Here is a 19976-nt window from a genome sequence, read left to right as displayed (position 1 = left end):
CCGCCAGGTGGCCGGACGGCTCCGCGGGCCCACGCGGGCACCGACCGGACCTACTTGGTCCACTTCCACATGGCGGGGTGGAAGTTGGCGAGGGAGTCCTGGGAGAAGCCGCCGAGGCCGTCCTTGACCACGGAGATCTGGTAGTCGGGCTCCGGCAGCCAGATCACGGGGAGGTCCTTGGCGAGCGCGGCGCTGTACTTCTGCACCGCCTCGTTCGAGGAGGACGTGGTCGTCTCGGTGATCAGCTCGTCGACCTCGGTGTTGGAGTAGCTGCCGAAGTTGGAGCCGCCGCCGGTGGCGAAGAGCGAGTCACCGCTCGGGTAGGCGGGGAAGTACCAGCTGCCCGCGGTGCCGAAGAAGGACAGCTGCCACTTGCAGCCCGACTCGTCGGCGGTGCACTGGCCGGACTGCGACAGCACGGAGTTGACCGGGGCGGTCTTGATGGTGAACTTGATGCCGGTCTTCGCGAACGACGACTGCAACGCGCTCATCATGTTGTCGGTCACGGTCGAGCCGGACTGGGACAGCACCTGCATCTCGAACTTGGTGCCCTTGTCGACGCCCGCGCCGCACTGGTCGTCACCGGAGCCGGGTGCGGTGCACACCATGGTGCCGCCCTGCTCGGTCCAGCCGTGGCCGGTGAGCAGCTTCTTCGCCTTGGCGGTGTCGAACGGGTACGGGTTGTCCTTCTGCTCCGAGGACACGAAGGACGAGTCCTGGCCCTGCGGGACGGGGCCGTAGGTGGAGACGGCGGTGCCGTTGAAGACCACCTTGGAGAGGGTGGCCTGGTCCACCGACATCTGGATCGCCTGGCGGGCGTACAGCTGCTTGAACACCGCGCCCATGGCGGGGTTGTTGAAGTTGTACGGCATGTAGGTGATGGCCCAGCCGGCCCACGGCTTCACCGAGTAGCCCTTGGCCTTGAAGGACGCCTCCTGGCTCAGGTCGGTGGCGTTGATGTAGCCGTAGTCGACGGTGCCGGCGCGCAGCGCGTTCGCCTCGGCGTCGGCCGTGGTGAACGGCAGCAGATTGACGTTCTTGATGTTGGCCTTGCCGCCGCCGTCGTACTTCGCGTTGGCGGTCAGCTCGACCTTGCCCGCGGTGGAGAACGACTTGATGGTGTACGGGCCGCTGATCGTCTCCCACAGCGGGTCGCTCGCGTAGCCCGAGATCTTCTTGGCCGCGCCGTTGAGGTACGTCCAGACCTTCTTGGCGCCGGCGGCGGTGCGGTCCAGGTCGGAGACGGTGCCGGAGGCGCTGGTCTTGTCCCAGGCGTGCTGCGGCATCGGGCGGATCATGCTCAGCTCGTTGGCGAGCATCCACTCCTGGTTGTACGCCTTGTCGAAGGTGATCGTGAAGTGCGTGTCGTCGACCGTCTTGAAGGAGGTCCAGTTGTCCGGCGCCTTGCCCGGGCTGTAGCTCGCCCAGTCCGCCTTGTCGGCCTTGACCAGGTTGAACCAGAACTCCACGTCGCGTGAGGTGATCGGCTTGCCGTCGCTCCAGTGACGGTCCCCGAGGGTGATCGTCACGCTCTTGCTGTCCGCGGCGAACTTCGCGTCGGTGGCCAGCGAGTTGTCCTTGTTCCAGCCGACCTCGCCGGTGGAGCCGTCGTACGCGATCAGCGGCTCCCAGACGGCCTGGGATATGGAGGAGTTGTTGGTGTTCAGGTGCGAGGCGGTGCCGACCGGGAGGATCCAGTTCGGCGTGAAGTTCGCCGGGAGGGCGTAGTTGATGGTGTCCGACGACGCCGAGCCGGAGGCCGGTGAACCGCCGCCGGTACAGCCGGTGAGCAGCGCGCCGGTGGTGACGGCGGCACCCGCGACGAGGGCCCAGCGACGGCCGGCCGCTCTGTGAGCAGGGAACATGACTCTCCTCAGAGTGAGAGGACCCGCATACGTCCGTGCGGACCGGGTCCGGCGCCGCGGGGTCGGCGCTGCGTACGGCGACAGTCAACGACGGACGCGCCAAACAAACAAACAAGAATTAGTAAAAAGTAAGTTTCTGCATCCTCGAAGCATCCCGCCAGCGTCCACGATCTGTTCCCAGCCCTCCTTGACGGGCGTACTCTCTCCAGCACACTCACCCTTGCGGAAGTTACTTCGTACATGTCTGAAATAAGTCCACGGAACCGCAGGACGACCAAGGGCACGACCACTCTCGCCACGCGGGTCCTCGAACTCGTCGCCTCGGGCCAGGCCTCGTCCCGCGCCGAACTCGCCGAACTCCTCGGCACGGCCGCCTCCACCATCTCCCTCACCGTGGCTCAGCTCGTCGAGCGCGGGCTCATCGCCGAGGAGGGCACCCAGTCCTCCACCGGCGGCCGCCCCCGCAGGGTCCTCAGGGCGGGCAGCAACGACGAGTACGCCGTCGCCGCCGACGTCGGGGGCCGCCACGCCCGGATCGGTGTGGTGCTCCCGGGCGGCGGTGTCCGTGACGTCGCCAACGTCCCCTTCGAGGTCGCCGACGGTCCCGAGGCCGCCCTGCCGCTGCTCGTCGAGCAGCTGGAGTCCCTCGCCGAGCGGCGCGGACGCGACCGGCTCCGGGGCGTCGGGCTCTCCCTGCCCGGACCGGTGGACGTCGACGCCGGCGCCGTCGTCCTGCCGTCCCGGATGCTCGGCTGGAACCGCTTTCCGGTCGCCGCCTGGCTGGAGGAGCGCTTCGGGGTCCCGGCCGCCGTCGACAACGACGCCAACTGCATGGCGGTCGGCGAGCAGAGCGTCAGACCCGCCGAGCACCGGCAGTCGATCATGGTGAAGATCGGCTCGGCGATCGGCGCCGGCGTCATCGCCGACGGCCGCCTCTACCGGGGTGCCACCGGAGCCGCCGGCGACATCACCCACATCCGCATCGACGGCGGCGCCGACATCCCCTGCTCCTGTGGCAACACCGGCTGCCTGGAGACGGTGGCGTCCGGCGCCGCGCTCGTCCGCATCCTGCGCGAACGCGGCCTCGACGTATCCAGTCCCGAGGACGTCGTACGGCTCGCCACCGACGCCGACCCGGAAGCCACCCGCGCAGTCCGCAGGGCCGGGGACCACCTCGGCCAGGTGCTCGCCGCCAACGTCAACTTCTTCAACCCGGACGCCGTCTACCTCGGCGGCATCCTCTCCACCCTCGAACCGTTCGTCGCCGCGGTGCGCAGCAAGCTCTACGAGAGCTGCCACCCGCTGGTGACCCAGCACCTCACCATCGAGCGGGCCGGTCTCGGCGCCGACGCCGGTCTGGTCGGCGCCGGACTCTTCGCCCTCCAGCACGCCCTGACCCGCGCCCTCGGCGACATCGGCCTGTCCGCCCCCGGGGCCGGCCGGCAGCACACCGCCGCGGGCGGAAGGACCTGACGCCGCTGCAAAAAGCCCGCTGTCCGCGGAAATTACTCCGCGGACGGCGATGAACCGCCCCGAGCCCGGGGGCCTTGTCCACCAGGGGCCACTCCTGAAAGGCCCCACACCCACCCAGACACCGGAGTCCGCGGCACGCCCCCTGTGGCGGGCCGCGGAACGACTCCCACGCACCGCACCCCGTCCGAGGAGCCATGACGCACACCCGTACCCCCGCCGCCCGCCCGGTCATCGCCGTCGCCGGGCTCGGCATCGAGTCCTCCACCTTCTCCCCGGCCCGCACCGAAGCCCCCGCCTTCCATCCCGCGCGCGGCGCCGAGATCTTCGACCGGTACCCCTTCCTCGCCCCCGGCGAGGAACTGCGTGAGGCCGCCGAATGGCACGGCGCCCTGGTCGGCAAGTCGCTGCCCGGCGGCACCGTCACCGCCGCCGCCTGGACCGCGCTCACCGGCGAACTCATCGAGCGCCTCGCCGCGCTGCCCCGCCTCGACGGCCTCTGGTACGACATCCACGGCGCCATGACCGTGGAGGGCATCGACGACGCCGAGGCCGTGCTGCTGGAGCGGATCCGCGCCACCGTCGGCCCCGACGTGATCGTCTCCACCTCGATGGACCTGCACGGCAACGTCTCCCGCGAACTCGCCCACCGCAGCGACCTGATCACCTGCTACCGGATGGCCCCGCACGAGGACCACTTGGAGACCAAGGAGCGTGCCGTCCGCAACCTGGTCGACCTGCTGGCGTCCGGCGCTCCCCGCCCGGTCAAGGCCTGGGTGCCGGTCCCGGTGCTGCTCGCCGGCGAGCAGACCTCCACCCGGACAGAACCCGCGAAGAGCGTGTACGCGGCGGTCGACGAGGTCGAGGCCACCGACGGTGTGACCGACGCCGCGATCTGGGTCGGCTACGCCTGGGCCGACGAACCCCGCAACCGCGCCGTAGTGGTCGTCACCGGCGACGACACGGCGGCGGTCTCGGCGGGTGCCGAACGCCTCGCCCGGGGCTTCTGGAACGCCCGCCACGACTTCGACTTCGTCGCTCCGACCGGCACCTACGACGAACTCCTCGACGAGGCCCTCGCCTCCGGCCGGCGGCCGTACTTCATCAGCGACACGGGCGACAACCCCACCGCGGGCGGCGCCGGTGACGTCACCTGGGGCCTGACCCGGCTCCTCGAGCGCCCCGAGTTCCAGAAGGAGGACGGGCCGACCGTCATCTACGCCTCCGTACCCGGCCCCGCCGCGATCGAGACAGCCGTCGCCGCCGGGGTCGGCGCCACCGTCACGGTCAGCGCCGGCGCCGAGGTCGACGACCGGCACGCCGGCCCCGTCACCCTCACCGGCGTGGTCCACGCGATCCGGCACGGCGACCGGGACGCCGGGACCGAGGTCGTCGTCCGGGCCGGCAGCGTGTACGCGATCCTCACCAGGCTGCGCAAGCCGTACCACCACGAGCACGACTTCACCGGCCTCGACCTCGACCCGCGCTCCGCCGACATCGTGATCGTCAAGATCGGCTACCTGGAGCCCGAGCTGTTCGACATGTCGGTCGGCTGGAAGATGGCACTCACGCCCGGAGGCGTCGACCAGGACCTGATACGCCTCGGTCACCGCCGCATCCGCCGCCCGATGTTCCCCTTCGACCGCGACATGGCCGACCCGGACCTGACGGCCCGTATCATCCCGGCCTCCGACCGGCCGCTCACCGGGGACGACGCATGACCGACCGCGCCACCCGGCCCCTTCGCGCGCCCCGGGCTCTCGTACCGGTGGCCGCAACGGCCGACGAGGCCGTTCCGGCCCCCGGGCGGCCCGCGCTGGAGATCGCCGTCACCTCACCGGCCGGTGCCCGGGTCGCCCTCGACCACGGAGCCGATCGGGTCGAACTCTGCACCGGCCTGGAACTGGGCGGTCTGACCCCGTCGGCCGCCCTGGTCGAGGCGGTCGCCGCCGTCGGCCTGCCGGTGCAGGTCCTGGTCCGCTGCCGGCCGGGCGACTTCGTCCACGACGCCGAGGAGATCGCCCTGATGGCCGCCGAGGTGCGGTCCGTGATCGCCTCCGGCGCCGCCGGTGTGGTCGTCGGCGCCCTCACCGCCGACGGCGCCCTCGACACCGCCGCCGTCGCCCGCCTCGCCGCGGCGGCCCACGACGCGGGCCGCCCCGTCGAGGTGACCCTGCACCGCGCGATCGACCTGTCCGCGGACCCGGTCGCCGCCGCCGCGCTGCTGCCCGCCCTGGGGCTCACCCGGGTGCTCACCTCCGGCGGCGCCCCGGCCGCCGGAGAGGGACTCGCCGCCCTCGCCGCCATGGTCGAGGCCGCGCCCGGCGTGCAGGTGATGGCGGGCGGCGGGGTGCGCCCCGCCGACATCCCGGCCCTGACCGCCGCCGGCGTCGCCGCCGTCCACCTCTCCGCGAAGCGCCGCGCCGAACCCCGGCGCGGGGGTACGTGGATCCCCCTCGGAGCCTCCGGCGCGTCCGCCGAGCAGGACACGTACTTCGTCACCGACCCGGTGGTGGTCGCCGAAGCCAGGAAGGCACTGGAGGCAGGGGCAACCGGCTGACCGGCCGTGCGCCCCCTTCGGTCAACTGTCCGCTGAGCGGGCCCGGAGAATTCCCTCGATCCCGTCGAGGAAGGTCTCGGAGACGAGCGCGGGGTCGGACAGGCAGCCGGAGGCCATGGCGCCGTCCCGCAGCATGACGAGATGCCGGCCGGCGGGTTCGGCGGGGGTGTCGCCGGTCTGGGCCAGCAGACCCGTGACGGTGTCCAGGAACCACTGCCGGTGGGCCAGGACGGCGCGGTGGACCGGGTGGTCCGCGTCCGGGTATTCCGCCGCCGCGTTGAGGAAGGCGCAGCCCCGGAAACCCGGGGACTGGATACCGGCGGTGATGGCCCGGCAGACGGCCCGGATCTTGTCGGCTGCCGACTGCTCACCCGCCTGAGCGGCCTCGGCCTGCGTCCGCAGCTCCCGGTCGGCCTGGTCGAGGTAGGCGAGGACGAGGTCTTCCTTGCCCTTGAAGTGGCGGTACAGCGTGGCACGGGTGACCTGCGCCTCCGCGATGATCCGGTCCACGCCGACGGAATGGATCCCCTCCGCGTAGAAGATCCTGGTCGCCGTGGAGAGCAGCCGCGCACGCGCTTCCGACGTGCCGCTTCCTCTTGTGCTCTGGTTCATGCGACCAGGTTAGCGAAGAGTGAGGGAGAACGATCGGTATCGGGGAATGGTTCGCCCCACACCAGGTCTGCGACCCGGGCGCGCATGCGCTTCTCCGTCACTCGGCCGGCTCGCAACGCAGCTCGGACCAGACCGTCTTGCCCCAGATGCGGATGTCCGCGCCCCAGCGGTCCGACAGGGCATCCACCAGGACGAGCCCACGGCCGTGGACCTGATCTCCGTCGGAGTCCCGCTTCGCCACCGGGGTCTGTCGGGACGGGACCGCAGATGGCGCGTGGGCGGTGCGTAAGTCGGTAGCCGGACAGTTCCCTGTGTCCGATGATCGGCGGATGCGTCCGTTGAAGCACGGCTACACGAATCACACCGTCGGCGGCGGCGCTGTCGTAGAGAAAACCTACGACGGCCCCGATGCTGGATGCAGGCTCCGCCGAGAGCACGCGCTGTTGCTCCGGCTGCGGGGCCGACTGCCTGTGCCACCCGTGCGGAAGGCGACTGAGCACACGCTGACTCTTGGCTTCATGGCCGGTGCGCACGGCCAGGAACTCCTGGCCGCCGGTCACCCAGAAGCCGTGCTGGCGAGTTGTGGGCAGTTGCTGCGCCGAATCCACGACATCGCGCCGAGCGTGCTGCCGGAAGACGGGTCCGGAGCGGACAAGGTGCTCGTGCACGGTGACTTCGGCCCCAACAACGTGCTGCTCGATCCCGGCAGCTTCGAGGTCACCGCCGTGGTCGACTGGGAGTTCGCCCACCTCGGGGATCCGGTCGAGGATCTGGCCTGGTGCGAGTGGATCGTGCGAACGCACCACTCCGATCACAGTCATGCACTCGGCCACTTCTTCCGCGCCTACGGCAGAGAGGTACCGGCCTGGCCTGTCCGCAGAGCCGCCATGCTCACCCGGTGCGAGGAACTGCGACGGTTCTGCGACCGATGGGACCCGAACGGCCTGGGCGTGAGGGTGTGGCAGAGGCGCGCCGCGGCTACAGCGGGTTGGCGTGAGTAGCCCGCGTTCCGGGGCTTGGGCTCGACCTCGGTTCCACGAGCCATCGTGAAAGCCGCATCGGCCTGAACGCGAGGACGGGTGTTCGCCGGCCGGACTTCAGGGCCGACCGGCCCACGCGGCGCCCCCGAACAGCCCATGGGGCGGCCCGGCGAACCGCTGGAAGCTCGAAGCGTCCCGAGCCCTGAGGAGAACCGTGATGACGGACGAAACAACGAGCCGAGCCATGGTCCACGCCCTGCTCGCGGACGGCACCACCGTGTGCATCCGCCCCGTGGTACGCGGTGATCACGCGCAAGTGCAGGGGCTCTTCGAGGAGATGTCCGCGGACAATCTGCGGCTGCGCTTCTTCTCGGTGAGCCGCCGCTCCGCCGTCCTCGCCGCGGACCGCGCCTGCGCGCCGCCGCGCCCCGGCTACCGGGCACTGCTGGCCGAGACGAAGGGGCAGTTGATCGGGCTGGCCGAGTACGACACCGGGGAGAGCCGGAATCAAGGCGAGGGCGAGGGCGAGGGCGAGGGCGAAGGCGGGGGCGGGGGCGGCGACACGGCCGAGATCTCCGTCGCCGTCGCCGACGGACTGCACCACCGGGGCATCGGCACCCTGCTCGTCGAGCACCTGGTCTCCGCCGCCCGCGCGGAGGGCGTCCGCACCTTCACGGCCGACGCGCTCAGCGAGAATCGCGAGATCCTCCAGCTCTTCGCCGATCTGGGGCTGCGCACGGCACGCCGCTTCGAGGGGCCCGAGGTGCGCTGCACCATCGCGCTCGACGAGGACGACGCCTACCTGACGGCGGTGGAGGCCCGTGGGCGCGCCGCCGACGTGACCAGTCTGGTGCCTCTGCTGCAACCGCACGCCGTGGCCGTCGTCGGCGCCGGACGCAAGGCGGGATCGGTGGGGCGTGCCATCCTGCGCCACCTGCACACCGGTGATTTCACCCGGCGGCTGTTCGCCGTGAACCCGTCGGCCACCTCGATCCTCGGTGTGCCGTCCTACCCTTCGGTCACCGCGCTGCCCCTGACGCCCGATCTGGTCGTCGTCGCGGCGCCGGCCGCGGCGGTCCCGGCGGTCGCGGAGGAGTGCGGCAAGACCGGCGTACGCGCCCTGCTCGTCGTCTCCGCCGGTCTCGACTCCGCTCAGGCGCAGGCGTTGATGACATCGTGCCGCGCGTACGGCATGCGGCTCGTCGGACCCAACTGTCTCGGCATCTCCAACACCGAGCCCGAGCTGTGCCTCGACGCCACCTTCGCCGCCGACCATCCGCGCCCCGGGACGGCGGGTGTCGCCGTGCAGTCCGGCGGTGTGGGCATCGCCCTGCTGAGCGGGCTGTCCCGGCTGGGCATCGGAGTGTCCTCCTTCGTCTCCCTGGGCGACAAGTACGACGTCAGCGGCAACGACATGCTCCAGTGGTGGGAGAGCGACGGCCGCACCGATCTCGCCCTGCTGCACCTGGAGTCGTTCGGCAATCCGCGGATCTTCTCCCGGACGGCCCGGCGGGTCACCCGGCGCATGCCCGTGCTCACCGTCGACGCCGGCCGTACCGTCGAGGGCCGCCGTGCCGCTGCCTCGCACACCGCGGCGGCCGCCACCCGGACCATGACCAGGCAGGCCCTGTTCACCCAGGCGGGGATCACGGCGACCCGCTCCGTGAGCGAACTGCTCGAAGCCGCCGCCCTGATGCATGCCCAGCCGCTGCCCGCCGGGCCCCGGGTCGCGATCGTCACCAACGCGGGCGGGGCGGGCGTCCTCGCGGCCGACGCCTGCGCGGAGGCCGGACTCGACCTGCCGCAGTTCACCGCGGAGACGACCGGTGAACTGCGTGCGCTGCTGCCGGAGGGCGCCACCGTCGGCAACCCCGTCGACGCCACGGCCGCCGTCACCGAGGAACAACTGCGCGACTGCGTACGGCGGATCACCCGCTGCCCCGGCATCGACGCCGTCCTGCTGACCCTCGTGCCCACGGCGGTGGCCGCGGCCACCGGCGACGACCTCGTCCGGGCCCTCACCCGTACACGCGGCACGCGACCCCCGAAGCCGGGCGGCACGGGGGAATCCGCCCTGGGAGCACGGCCGGTCGTCGCGGTGCGACTCGAACAGGACCTCCCGGTCACCCTGCTGTCCGCCGACGACGGCGGCAGCGTCCCGTCCTACGCCGAACCCCAGAGCGCGGCACGGGCGCTGGCCCACGCCGTGCACCGGGCGGCCTGGCTGGGCCGGCCCGCCGGCACGGTCCCGGAGCTGCGCGCGGTCGACACACGACGCGCCCACGAGGTCGCGGGGGCCTACCTCGTCGCGCACCCCGACGGCGGCTGGCTCGACCCCCGCACCTGTGCCGAACTCCTCGCCTGCTATGGCATCCCGCAGCTCGCGTGGGCCTGGGCCGAGACCGAGAACGACGCCGTGCTCGCCGCCGAGCGGCTGCGCGGCCCCGACGGCCGGGTGGTGATGAAGGCGCACTGGCCGGGCCTGCTGCACAAGAGCGAGCAGCACGCCGTGCACCTCGACCTCCAGGGGGACTCCCAGGTACGCGCCGCGTTCCGGGACCTGGAAACACGGTTCGCCGGTCTGCTCACAGGGGTGGTCCTGCAACCGCTCGCCGCCCGCGGCACCGAACTCTTCGCGGGCGTCGTCCAGGATCAGGTCTTCGGACCGCTGGTCCTGTTCGGCCTGGGAGGAACCGCGACCGAAGTACTGGCCGACCACGCCGCACGGCTCGCCCCGCTGACCGACCTCGACGTGCACGACCTGATCACGGCCCCGCGCTGCGCGCCGCTGCTGTTCGGAGCGGGCGGCGGCGGGCCGGTCGACCTCGAGGGCCTCGAACAGGTGCTGCTGCGCCTGTCCCGGATGGCGAGCGACCTGCCGCAGCTCGCCGAGGCCGACTTCAACCCCGTCCTGGCCACACCGGGCGAGATCCGTGTGCTCGACGCCCGCGTACGCCTGCTGCCACGCAGGCCGCAGGACCCCTACCTGCGCCGGCTCCGCTGAGGAGGAAATCACTATGAAGCACAACAAAGTCGGCTCCGTGATGAAGACGGACGTCGTCCGGGCCCAGTACGGCACACCGTTCAAGGAGGTGGCACGCCTCCTCGCCGGCCACCGCATCAGCGGACTGCCGGTCGTCGACGAGGACGACAAAGTCATCGGAGTGATCTCCGAGACCGACCTGATGGTCCGGCAGGCACAGATCCCCGACCCCTGCGAGCCGAAGCGTCGCTCCCGGCTGGCGGAACTGACCCGCGGTGCCAAGAAGCAGGCCGCGAAGGGGAAGGCGCGGACCGCGGGGCAGCTGATGACCGAACCGCCGGTCACCGTGCACGCCGACAACACCATCGTCGAGGCGGCCCGTGTCATGGCCCGGCGACGGGTGGAAAGGCTGCCCGTGCTCGACGAGGAGGACCGGCTCGTCGGTATCGTCACCCGGCGCGACCTGCTCCAGGTCTTCCTGCGGCCGGACTCGGAGATCCGTACCGAAGTGATCGACGAGGTGCTGGTACGGACACTGTGGCTGCCGCCCCGCACGATCGACGTGTCCGTGACCGAAGGCGTCGTCACGCTCGCCGGCCACATGGAACGCAAGAGCGAGACGGAGATCGCCGTCACCATGACGCGCCAGATCGACGGCGTGGTCGCGGTCGTCGACAAGCTCGATCACCGCCTCGACGACTCGCACCTCAAGCCCGACGACCAGACGCTGCACGGCGTCGCCGACGACTGGCTGCGCAAGCTCTGAGAGGGGACGGCCCGTCATGCCGAGCAACGTGCTGATCGCCTACGGGACCAAGAACGGATCGACCGCGCGGATCGCCGAGACCGTCGCCGAAGTCCTGCGCAGGGAAGGATGCGTCGCCGAGGCACTGCCGGCGCGGTCCGCGGCGGCACGCCCGGCGTCGTACGACGCCGTGATCGTCGGAGGCGGTCTGTACGCCGGACGCTGGCACAAGGACGCTCGCCGGTTCGTCCGCCGCAACCGTCGTGAACTGGCGGACCTGCCGCTGTGGTTCTTCAGCAGTGGTCCGCTCGACGCCTCGGCCTCCGAGCGGGAAATCTCGCCCGTGCGCGGTGTGCGACGGGCCATGATGCGGCTCGACACCAGGGAACACGTCACCTTCGGCGGCTGCCTCGAGGAAGGCGCAAAGGGGTACGTCGCTCGGATGATCCTCCGGTCCGGCAAGGGCGGTGACTTCCGTGACTTCGCCGTCATCGAGACATGGGCGGCGCACGTCGCGGCCGAGCTGGCGCGCGATCGGGGGCTGCCGGCGAAAGGGCGGTGACCAGCTCCGGCAGGGGCCGGCCGGTCCGGTGCGGCTGCGCTCGGATCGTTCTTCGCCCCCCCTGCCCCGTCAGCGCAGCAGGGCGGCTGTGAACGTCTCGCTGTGGTCCGCCAGCCACCGCTGTAGACGGTCCCAGCGCTGCCAACCGCCCCGCTGGGCCAGCGCCTGGACGTAGGCGGGGTCGCCGGCGGCCACCCGGGCGGAGACGAAGGCACGGCAGGACGCTGTGCACTGCTCGATGACGCCGGGCAGTTCACGACGTTCCTGTGGGGAGAGCCCGTAGCTGTCGGCCAGGATCCGCAGTCGTGCCGGGGCGTCCAGTCCCGTGGGATAGAAGGCCGCCGCTGATGCGGGGTCGAGCACGGGGACCCAGTAACGGGCGGTCATGGCGACGTCCCACAGCGGCCGGCCGGGGGCCGCCATGTCGAAGTCGATCAGAGCCGCGGCACGGCCGTCGCGGAAGACGACGTTCTCCGGGCACACGTCGTTGTGGCACAGCATCGTCCCGCCCGCCGGGTCGGCCAGCAGCCGCGGCCATTCCGCACTCGGATCGACCGGTACGGCCGCGCTCGCCTCGTGCAGGCGCCGCAGCAGGCGGCCCACCGACTCCAGCGCGCCGTCTGTCATCACCCAGCGTGGAAACGGCGGCAGGGCGACGTCGCCGGGGAGGTAGGTCAGCTGCTCCCGGCCGTCCGCGGTGAGCCGGACCGGCGTCGGAGCCGCCTCAAAACCGTGCTCCTCGAGCGAGCGGAGATGGGCGTGGAGGGCGCGCGCGGTGCGCGGGGCCGGGCGTTCCACCAGTGCGCCCCGGCGGGAGACCGCGCCCGCGTTCGCCATGCCGCCGAGCAGAGCCTCGTCCTCAGCCGTCTCGTCCGCCGCCGCCTCACCCTCAGTCGTCATGCCGGGCACGCTACCGTCGCGGTGGCCGCGTACAGGAGCGTTCCAGCATGTGCGTCCGACGTGCTGTTCACGGATTGCCGTGGGGAAGCGGTTCGCCCAGCTCGCCCTCGACGGCGTCCGTCATCGCCCGCAGTACGGCGAGTGTCCGGTGGGCCTCGGCCTCGTCGACCTCCGTGATGGCGAAGCCGACGTGCACGACGACGTACGTGCCGACGTCCGCCTCGGGGGTGCAGCTGAGACAGACCTCGCGCCGTACACCGCCGAAGTCGACCGTGGCCATGCGCAGTCCGGCGTCGTCGTGGACCTCCAGGACCCGCCCCGGTATGCCCAGGCACATGTGCTCACCTCTCCTCGGCCAGCCGCGCGGCGGCGACCGCCGCCTGGCCGTAACTGATGCCGCCGTCCCCGACCGGGACCTGTCCGCCGACCAGCACCCGGCAGCCGAGCGCGCGCAGCCGGGGGCGCACTTCGCGCAGCAGACGCCGGTTGACGAAGCAGCCGCCGCCCAGGCACACCGTGCGCGGCGCGCCGTCCTCGACGGCACGTCCGACGAGCTCGGCGGTGACGTCCGCGAGGGTCAGGTGGAAGGCCGCGGCAAGGCGGGGCGCGTCCTCCCCGTCCAGTTGCCGTGCGAGCAGGTCGGCCAGGGTCGACGCGCAGTCGTAGACCCACAGGCCGTGCACCCGTACCACCCGGTGGTCCAGCGGCGCGGCGTCCTCGTCACCGGCGGCTGCTTCGAGCAGTACGGCCGCTTCCCCTTCGTAGCCGGCCTCGTCGCACAGGCCGAGCAAGGAGGCGACGGCGTCGAAGAGCCGTCCGGCGCTGGACGCCCGGGGGCAGTTGACGTCCCGGGCGACCATGGTCCGTACGGCCGCGACCTCGGCCGGGTCGAGCCGGTCCGTGAAGGACCGGGTGAGCCACGGGTACGGGCGCGGACTGCCGAGCGGTTCGCCGCCCAGCAAGTGCCCCAGGGCCGTCCGCGAGGGATGGCGGACCGCGGCTTCGCCGCCGGGCAGCGGCGCCGTCCCGAACCGGCCCGCGCGGCGGTAGCCGCGGAGGTCGGCGACGAGGATCTCGCCGCCCCACAGCGTGCCGTCGTCGCCCAGCCCCAGCCCGTCGTAGGCGACGCCGAGGAACGTCCCCCGTACGCCGTGCTCGGCCGCGCAGGCGGCCACGTGCGCGTGGTGGTGCTGGACCGGAATCCGGCGCACCCGCTGCTCACGGGCCCACTGCGTGGACAGGTAACCGGGGTGCAGGTCGTGCGCGATCGCCACCGGCTCGATGCCGGTGAGCCGCCGAAGACGGCTGTACGACGTGCGGAACGCGTCGTACGTCGCCACCTCGGCCAGGTCGCCGGTGTGCGGCCCGAGGTGGGCACGTCCGTCGGCCGCGAGGGTGAAGGTGTGCTTGAGCTGGGCGCCCGCCCCCGCGACCGGCTCGCGTGCGGGAAGCGGCAGCGGCGTCGGAGCGAGGCCGCGGGCCCGGCGGACCGTGATCCGGGTCCGCCCCGAATACTGCGTCACCGAGTCGTCGTAGCGTGCCAGGATCGGCCGGTCGTGGGTGAGGAAGCCGTCGGCGACCGGGGCCAGTGTGCGCCGTGCCTCGGCGTCCTCGAAGGCGATGGGTTCGTCGTGGAGATTGCCGCTGGTGACCACGAGCGGCCGGTCGACCGCGTCCAGCAGCAGGTGGTGCAGGCCGGTGGTGGGCAGGAAGAGGCCGATGCGCCGCAGCCGCGGGTGAACCGTCTTCGCAATCGGGTCCGCACCGCGGCGGTCGTGCCGGTCGCGGCGGTCGTGCCGGTCGAGCAGGATGACGGGGCGTGCGGGGGACGTCAGCGCCTTGCGTTCCGTGCCGGTGATCCGTGCCAGGCGGGCCGCCGCCCCGAGGTCGCGCACCATGACGGCGAACGGCTTCGCCGGACGGCGCTTGCGGCGCCGCAGTTCCGCCACGGCCAGTGACTGGCCCGCGTCGCACACGAGTTGGTAGCCGCCGAGCCCCTTCAGCGCGATGATCCCGCCTTCGGTCACCGTCCCGGCCGCCGAGCGCAGCGCTTCCTCACCTCGCAGGTCCTCCCAGGCCAACTGCGGGCCGCAGGCGGGACAGGCGATGGGTTCGGCGTGGAAGCGACGGTCGGCCGGATCGGCGTACTCCGCCGCGCAGTCCCCGCAGAGCGGGAAACGGCGCATGGCGGTGCGTGTGCGGTCGTAGGGAAGGTCCTCGACGACGGTGGCGCGGGGGCCGCAGTCGGTGCAGGCGATGAACGGATAGCGGTGGCGGCGGTCGCCCGGGTCCTCGAGCTCGCTCAGGCAGGTGGCGCAGATCGCCGCGTCGGCGGGGATGTCACCCGACCTCACCGCCGCGCTCCCCGGCACGCTGCCGCGGACCCGGAAGCCACCGGTGTACACCGGCGCCCAGCTGTCCGGCGCGAGGCGGAGCTCCCGTACCCGGGCGAGAACCGGCGTATCGGTGCGCAGACGAGCCGTGAACGCCTCTACGAGACCCGGCTCTCCCGCGACCTCCCCCTCCACGTGCCCGTTCACATTGACCACCCAGCCGTGCAGCCCGAGAGCGGCGGCGGTGCGGTACACGAAGGGCCGGAAACCGACGCCCTGGACCGTCCCGTAGACGCGGAAGCGCCGCACGATCACGGTCGCCACCCCGCCGCCGTGCCGCGGTACCGCACGATCTCGTCCTCCACCGAGACGGCGAGCGGTTCCACGGCGGCCTCGACGACGGGGGAGAGGCCGGTGCCGAGCGAACCGTCCGCGCCCTCCACCGCGAGGACGACGAGCCGGGCGGGGAGCCGGCCCAGCACACGGGCGAGTTCGACGGCCTCGCCGAGACCCAGACCGTGCGTACTGGCACCGGAGGCCGACGGCTGCTCCAGCCGTTCCGCGTCGAGTTCGAGGCGGTGCACCCGCCCAGGTCGTCCGGGCCGCGCGTACGCGGCGTCCACGATCACGACGAGGTCGGCGCCCTCCCACAGCGCGATGAGCCGCCCGGGGTCGCCGTCGCAGGTGACGAGCACGGTGCCGGGCGGCAGGGGCCGTACCTCGGCCCGCTGCCGCAGCCGTTCGACCACGGCCCGGCCCACGCCGTCGTCGCGCCGGAACTCGTTGCCGACGCCGATGACGGCGATCCTCGTCCGTGTCCTCATGCCTGTCACCTACCTGCCACCGTGCGCCGGCCCCGAGCCCGGGAACGGCTCCTCGTCCAGCGCCTGCTCCGCCGTGCGCCGGGGAGAGGGCGGACCCTGCGGTCCGTAGCCGAAGCGCAGCACCATCTGGGCGTGAGTGCGCCAGTCTCCGGACTCCCGTGCGATTCGCGCGCGCAGGTCGGACCACTCCAGGGCCTGGTGCAGCAGTGACGCCCGAAGGCCATGAGCTGTGGCCACCAGCAGGACACGTTCGAGTGCTTGTCCGGCACGCAACCAGTCGGCCCGGCGGTCGTGCGCCGTGGACAGCACGGCGAGCGAGGGCCACCTCTCGAAGGGGCGGGCGGCCAGCACGGCCGGATGCCGGTGGGCGCCGAAGTCCCTGACCGGGATCCGCTCCCGGGAGTCCTGCGGACCCACAGCCGCGGGCGGGATGCCCAGGTGGCCGTCGCCGGGTTCGTGCACCCAGCGACGGCTCTCCGCGGCCCGGTCGGCGTCGGCCGAGTTCCGGCGCTCCGCCTCGCGGGCGAGCAGCAGGAGGCGGTCGTTGCCGGCCGGGCCGGGACGGCTCAGCAGAGCGCCCTCGACATGGGCGGCTTCGACGAGCTCGGTGCCGACGGCCGACGGCAGCGGCCGCTCGGAGTAGGGGAAGCGGCTGCTGTGCCGGAGCCACAGCGCGCCGTACAGGTGGGGGATGGCCGAAGGGGTGGTGGTGCCGCTCAGCCGTACGGTCGCCAGGAGGTCCGGTTCCCCGGGCCGGGGCAGCAGCCGGGTCACCGGCTCCCAGCCGAAGTGCGCGACCGCCACCCGCAGGTTGAGCAGCGCACATCCCGCGGAGAGGTGCAGGGCACGGCCGAGCGGATCCATGTGGCGGAGACCGCGATCCGCCGCGGCGCGGATCTCCAGCGTCATGGTGTCCGCGGCCAGGCGGAAACGCCACGGCTGGGTGTTGTGGACGGAAGGTGCGGCGACGGCCGCCGAGACAAGGTTTTGCAGGGTCGCGGCGTCCAGGGCGGCAGTACACATCGGAAGACTCCTCCCCGCTCCGTGCCGACGGATGAAAGGGGCTGTGCGGTGCGCACATCCCAGCGTGGCGCGTACGAGGCGCACGGGGGAGGGGCCGTCCGGTCCCTGTGTGCTCCGAACGGCCCGACGTGAACCGGGGCTTGGGGAACCCTGCGCCGCTGAGCGGGTGAGCAGGGCCCTTCGGCCCCTGTCGGTGGGGTGCGCGGCGGGGACAGTCTGGAAGGTGAAGACGGTTGCCGTCTTCCGCGCCCCGGCCCCGCACGCCCTGACGGGCGGCGGAGACGGCCGCACCCCCGCGGCGGAAAGGAGTCGACAATGTACTGGAACCGTCACGACATGGGCGGATGGGACTGGTTCACGGTGTCGGTCGGTTCGGTCCTGCTGTGGGCCGTGCTCGTCACCGTGGCGATCATGCTCTTCCGCATGCTGAGCCGCGCCCCCGAGCAGACGCACAGCCCGACCGCGGCGACACCCCGTCAGCTGCTTGCCGAGCGGTACGCCCGCGGCGAGATCGATGACGAGGAGTACAGGCGGCGCCTGGCCGTGCTGTCCTCGGAGGATCCGGTCCACACCAAGCGCTGACCGGGGCGGCCCCGTGGCGCCGTCCGGCCGCCGGACGGCGCCACTTCGCGTGCCGCGGGGGCGGACGCCCGGTCCGGGGACGGAGGCTATTCATCTATCCGGATGCCGGAGATGAGCCGCGTGGCCAGGTCGGACTGGACCATCAGATGCGTGTGCCGGACCGGCTTCCCGGCGTGCTGCCACGTGAGCGTCACCCGGGTGCGACAGTGCCCCGTACCGCTGTCGTTGTACACGGCCTCCCACGCGATCGGGACACCCTTCTCACGCAGCACACCGTCCTTGTGGTGAGTGGCCTCCCAGCGGGCCAGGGACGCACGCAACCCGGCGGTCAGGTAGTGGCTGCGCAGATGGCCGGAGAGCCGGCCGCGTCCGGTGTCGTAGAGGACGTCGATGTAGCTGCCGTAGAAGTCGGCGACGTGGTCGACGGTGGACTGGGGGCTGCCGCCCCGGGCGGAAGCGCTGACCGCGGCCGAGCGGGGCTCGGTGCTCTCCCCGCCGCCGCCGGCGGTGGCCGACGCCGGCACACCGAGGGCCAGTATCACGCCTCCTGGAACGACATGACGGAGCATGCGCGACGTTGTCATGCCGAACTCCCCCTTTCACTGTGGAAAAGCAGGACGACTACCACCTCGAGTACACCGCGCGGACGTTGCGGCGGTCTCGGGCCGTACGGCCTCGAAGCCAGGTCCGTTCGTCCCGCGAAGCGCTGACGGAACACGGGCCCGGAGTGCGGAGCGCTCGCGGATCAGCCCGTCCTGTGCCCCCACCGCGGACCGATCTCCGTCCAGTGCTTGCCCCACTGGTCGATGCGCCGCCGGTCGAGCCACCCGCGCGCGACGGCTCCGGCGCCGAGCGCCAGGCCGCTCAGGGCGGAGGCGGCCGCCGTTCCCAGCGCCGCGGACTCGAAGGCGGCCGCCATTCCGTCCGGCGGCTCGACCACGGGTTTGTCCTGCCGGTCGGTCCAGATCACGACCGTGGACCCGTTCTTCTGTCCCGCGTCCACCGGTGCGAGGCCGGTGCGGACGGAGCCGTCCGGCGACACCCACCGGACCTTCACCCTGACCTGACCACCGCTCACGCCTCCGGCGGCCGCCGCGGAACCAGGAACGTCCTCGAGCAGCACGGCCGGATGCGGACTCCTGACGGCCCGCTGGTGAGCCAGCGACTCGTCAGCGGCCAGGGCGGCCCACACGCCGGCCAACGTCCCGCCCACCACGATGAGCACCCACACGGCCAGCACGAGCCATGCCTCGAGAACGTCTTCCCGTCGGCGCAGCGGATTGTCCCGCCACCGCCAGAACCGCCTTCGCACACGCCTGCCAGTGCGCATCGGGACACACCTCCTCCTCGTCGGTGCCGCTGTCTCGAACGTGGCAGGGCGCAGCTCACCGCGCCATGGGCCGAGCAGCGGCCACGGCAGGGCCGACCGGCACCCGGTGGGGCACGCCCCGCCGGTTTCCCGCCGCACTGACGGGGTGTGGGCTCGCGCCGGCCGCGGCCTTCGGCCGTACTCGGTCGCCCGACCGGGGCCTTGTGGCCCTGCTGTGCGGCCGTCCGGCCCTGACCTCGCCTTGCCGACCGAGCCACGCTGGGCATGAGAAGCGGTCCCTGACCACCGACCACCGCAGTGGGGAGACCCGACGCCGACTGCATCGCCGCCGACGCGACGGTCGTGGCACCGCGCGAACGGTACGCCCGCACGGACGCGGAAGCGCTGCCCGCAGGCGTCGTCGGGCCGGTGCTCGCTCCGGGCTCCGGTGCCGTGCTGTACGGGTTCGTAGAAGTAGAGCTGCTGCTGGGCGTGACGATGGTGCTGCCGATCGGCGGCGCAGACATGCCGGTCGCCATCGCCCTGATCGTCGCGGGCATGCTCGTCAGTTCCTCCGGTGGCATCCTCACCAGGCTGATGGCCGACGCCATGGATCGCTCGGTCGCAGCCGTCCTCATCGGTGCCTTCGGCACGGGTGACAGTACATCGGCGGGGGCGACGAGGGATCCGCGCAGGTACGCACGGTCACCGCGGACGACGTCGCGGTGCAGCTCGCCTTCGCGAGCAAGGTCGTCCTCGTGCTCGGACACGGGCTTGCCGCGGCCCGGCACGAACCGGGGGATCCGGCAACGCTGCTGACCGCCCACGACGTCGGTTACGCCGCCCACCCGGTTCCGCGCTCCCGCGAACCGACGTCGCCCTCGTGATCGGCGCCAACCACGTCACCAACCCGATCGCACGCCGCCCTGGCCACGCGATCTTCGGGATGCCCGTTCTCGACGTCGACAGGGCTGAGAACCTCGCCGATGATGTCGGTGAACGTGGCGGAGCGTATGCTCGCGGCAGCTCGTCCGCTGCTCAGGGACGGGTGGTGTGCCGGGAAGCCTGGTCGGCGACGTATTCGCCGTGCCCGGAAGGCCGCCAGTGTCGCTCACACCTCGTTCCCCGCCGTCGTGCTCGGTTGCACCAGCGCTATCCCTTGCCTCGCGACTTTTGATCCTTGGCTCCGTAGCTCGGCGACGAAAGAGAATCCGGCGATGTCACCCCC

The 19976-nt window shown here is 72.1% G+C and carries 19 protein-coding genes; 10 read left to right on the top strand and 9 right to left on the bottom strand.

Annotation, left to right across the window (positions count from 1 at the left end; translation table 11 throughout):
* Positions 1–50 precede the first annotated feature (50 nt).
* Entirely contained in the window at positions 51–1865 is a 1815-nt protein-coding gene (locus tag ACFV6E_RS21555) for a peptide ABC transporter substrate-binding protein (RefSeq protein WP_385463658.1), read from the bottom strand.
* 240 nt (positions 1866–2105) lie between these two features.
* On the opposite strand from ACFV6E_RS21555, the gene ACFV6E_RS21550 reads away from it, so the two are divergent.
* From ACFV6E_RS21550 to ACFV6E_RS21540, 3 genes are all read left to right on the top strand, one after another.
* Entirely contained in the window at positions 2106–3338 is a 1233-nt protein-coding gene (locus ACFV6E_RS21550) for an ROK family protein (RefSeq protein ID WP_385175277.1), read from the top strand.
* A gap of 194 nt (positions 3339–3532) precedes the next feature.
* Positions 3533–5056 (top strand): M81 family metallopeptidase, encoded by a 1524-nt coding sequence (locus ACFV6E_RS21545; protein ID WP_385463656.1) that lies wholly within the window; start codon positions 3533–3535, stop codon positions 5054–5056.
* Positions 5053–5895 carry a copper homeostasis protein CutC gene (locus ACFV6E_RS21540; RefSeq protein ID WP_385463653.1) on the top strand — a complete coding sequence of 281 codons (843 nt, stop codon included), beginning with the start codon at positions 5053–5055 and terminating at the stop codon, positions 5893–5895. The genes ACFV6E_RS21545 and ACFV6E_RS21540 overlap by 4 nt, the downstream gene beginning before the upstream one ends.
* 21 nt (positions 5896–5916) lie before the next feature.
* Here ACFV6E_RS21540 and ACFV6E_RS21535 read toward each other — a convergent pair whose 3' ends face one another.
* Entirely contained in the window at positions 5917–6507 is a 591-nt protein-coding gene (locus tag ACFV6E_RS21535) for a TetR/AcrR family transcriptional regulator (protein WP_385164295.1), read from the bottom strand.
* Between the two features lie 329 nt (positions 6508–6836).
* Between ACFV6E_RS21535 and ACFV6E_RS21530 the strand changes: the two genes are divergently transcribed.
* From ACFV6E_RS21530 to ACFV6E_RS21515, 4 genes are all read left to right on the top strand, one after another.
* A complete protein-coding gene (locus ACFV6E_RS21530; protein ID WP_385164467.1) occupies positions 6837–7508 on the top strand; it encodes a phosphotransferase in 672 nt (223 codons plus the stop codon).
* 196 nt (positions 7509–7704) lie between these two features.
* Positions 7705–10491 (top strand): GNAT family N-acetyltransferase, encoded by a 2787-nt coding sequence (locus tag ACFV6E_RS21525; protein ID WP_385463650.1) that lies wholly within the window; start codon positions 7705–7707, stop codon positions 10489–10491.
* Between the two features lie 13 nt (positions 10492–10504).
* The gene (locus tag ACFV6E_RS21520) at positions 10505–11236 is read left to right on the top strand and encodes a CBS domain-containing protein (protein WP_385463647.1); all 732 of its coding nucleotides are present in this window, start codon (positions 10505–10507) and stop codon (positions 11234–11236) included.
* 16 nt (positions 11237–11252) lie between these two features.
* Entirely contained in the window at positions 11253–11777 is a 525-nt protein-coding gene (locus tag ACFV6E_RS21515) for a flavodoxin domain-containing protein (protein ID WP_385463644.1), read from the top strand.
* Between the two features lie 69 nt (positions 11778–11846).
* Here ACFV6E_RS21515 and ACFV6E_RS21510 read toward each other — a convergent pair whose 3' ends face one another.
* The 5 genes from ACFV6E_RS21510 to ACFV6E_RS21490 form a co-directional block, all read right to left on the bottom strand.
* Entirely contained in the window at positions 11847–12677 is an 831-nt protein-coding gene (locus ACFV6E_RS21510) for a phosphotransferase (RefSeq protein ID WP_385164305.1), read from the bottom strand.
* Positions 12678–12744: 67 nt separating this feature from the next.
* Positions 12745–13014: a HypC/HybG/HupF family hydrogenase formation chaperone gene (locus ACFV6E_RS21505; RefSeq protein ID WP_385164308.1), complete on the bottom strand. Its 270-nt coding sequence runs from the start codon at positions 13012–13014 to the stop codon at positions 12745–12747.
* Between the two features lie 4 nt (positions 13015–13018).
* On the bottom strand, positions 13019–15325 hold the full coding sequence (gene hypF / locus ACFV6E_RS21500) for a carbamoyltransferase HypF (RefSeq protein WP_385463688.1): 2307 nt from the start codon (positions 15323–15325) through the stop codon (positions 13019–13021).
* Positions 15322–15834 (bottom strand): hydrogenase maturation protease, encoded by a 513-nt coding sequence (locus ACFV6E_RS21495; RefSeq protein WP_385463641.1) that lies wholly within the window; start codon positions 15832–15834, stop codon positions 15322–15324. Before ACFV6E_RS21495 ends, hypF begins: the two co-directional genes overlap by 4 nt.
* Positions 15835–15843: 9 nt before the next feature.
* Positions 15844–16857, bottom strand: coding sequence for an Acg family FMN-binding oxidoreductase (locus ACFV6E_RS21490; protein WP_385164314.1), 1014 nt, complete (start codon positions 16855–16857; stop codon positions 15844–15846).
* A 315-nt stretch (positions 16858–17172) separates the two neighbouring features.
* Between ACFV6E_RS21490 and ACFV6E_RS21485 the strand changes: the two genes are divergently transcribed.
* Positions 17173–17439 carry an SHOCT domain-containing protein gene (locus tag ACFV6E_RS21485; RefSeq protein ID WP_385164317.1) on the top strand — a complete coding sequence of 89 codons (267 nt, stop codon included), beginning with the start codon at positions 17173–17175 and terminating at the stop codon, positions 17437–17439.
* Positions 17440–17525: 86 nt separating this feature from the next.
* Here the strand turns inward: ACFV6E_RS21485 and ACFV6E_RS21480 are convergent, their stop codons facing one another.
* Both ACFV6E_RS21480 and ACFV6E_RS21475 read right to left on the bottom strand, forming a co-directional pair.
* On the bottom strand, positions 17526–18023 hold the full coding sequence (locus ACFV6E_RS21480) for a hypothetical protein (RefSeq protein ID WP_385164320.1): 498 nt from the start codon (positions 18021–18023) through the stop codon (positions 17526–17528).
* Between the two features lie 161 nt (positions 18024–18184).
* Positions 18185–18769, bottom strand: a complete 585-nt coding sequence (locus tag ACFV6E_RS21475) for a hypothetical protein (protein WP_385164323.1) — start codon at positions 18767–18769, stop codon at positions 18185–18187.
* A 297-nt stretch (positions 18770–19066) separates the two neighbouring features.
* On the opposite strand from ACFV6E_RS21475, the gene ACFV6E_RS21470 reads away from it, so the two are divergent.
* Both ACFV6E_RS21470 and ACFV6E_RS21465 read left to right on the top strand, forming a co-directional pair.
* Entirely contained in the window at positions 19067–19567 is a 501-nt protein-coding gene (locus ACFV6E_RS21470) for an NAD(P)(+) transhydrogenase (Re/Si-specific) subunit beta (protein WP_385463638.1), read from the top strand.
* Between the two features lie 64 nt (positions 19568–19631).
* Positions 19632–19925: a hypothetical protein gene (locus ACFV6E_RS21465; protein ID WP_385463635.1), complete on the top strand. Its 294-nt coding sequence runs from the start codon at positions 19632–19634 to the stop codon at positions 19923–19925.
* Positions 19926–19976: the final 51 nt, after the last annotated feature.

The organism is Streptomyces sp. NPDC059785, from assembly GCF_042732375.1.
In the GTDB taxonomy this organism is placed as follows: Bacteria; Actinomycetota; Actinomycetes; order Streptomycetales; family Streptomycetaceae; genus Streptomyces.
Note: the sequence above shows the minus strand (reverse complement) of the source record. Positions and strands in the feature narration are given on the sequence as shown.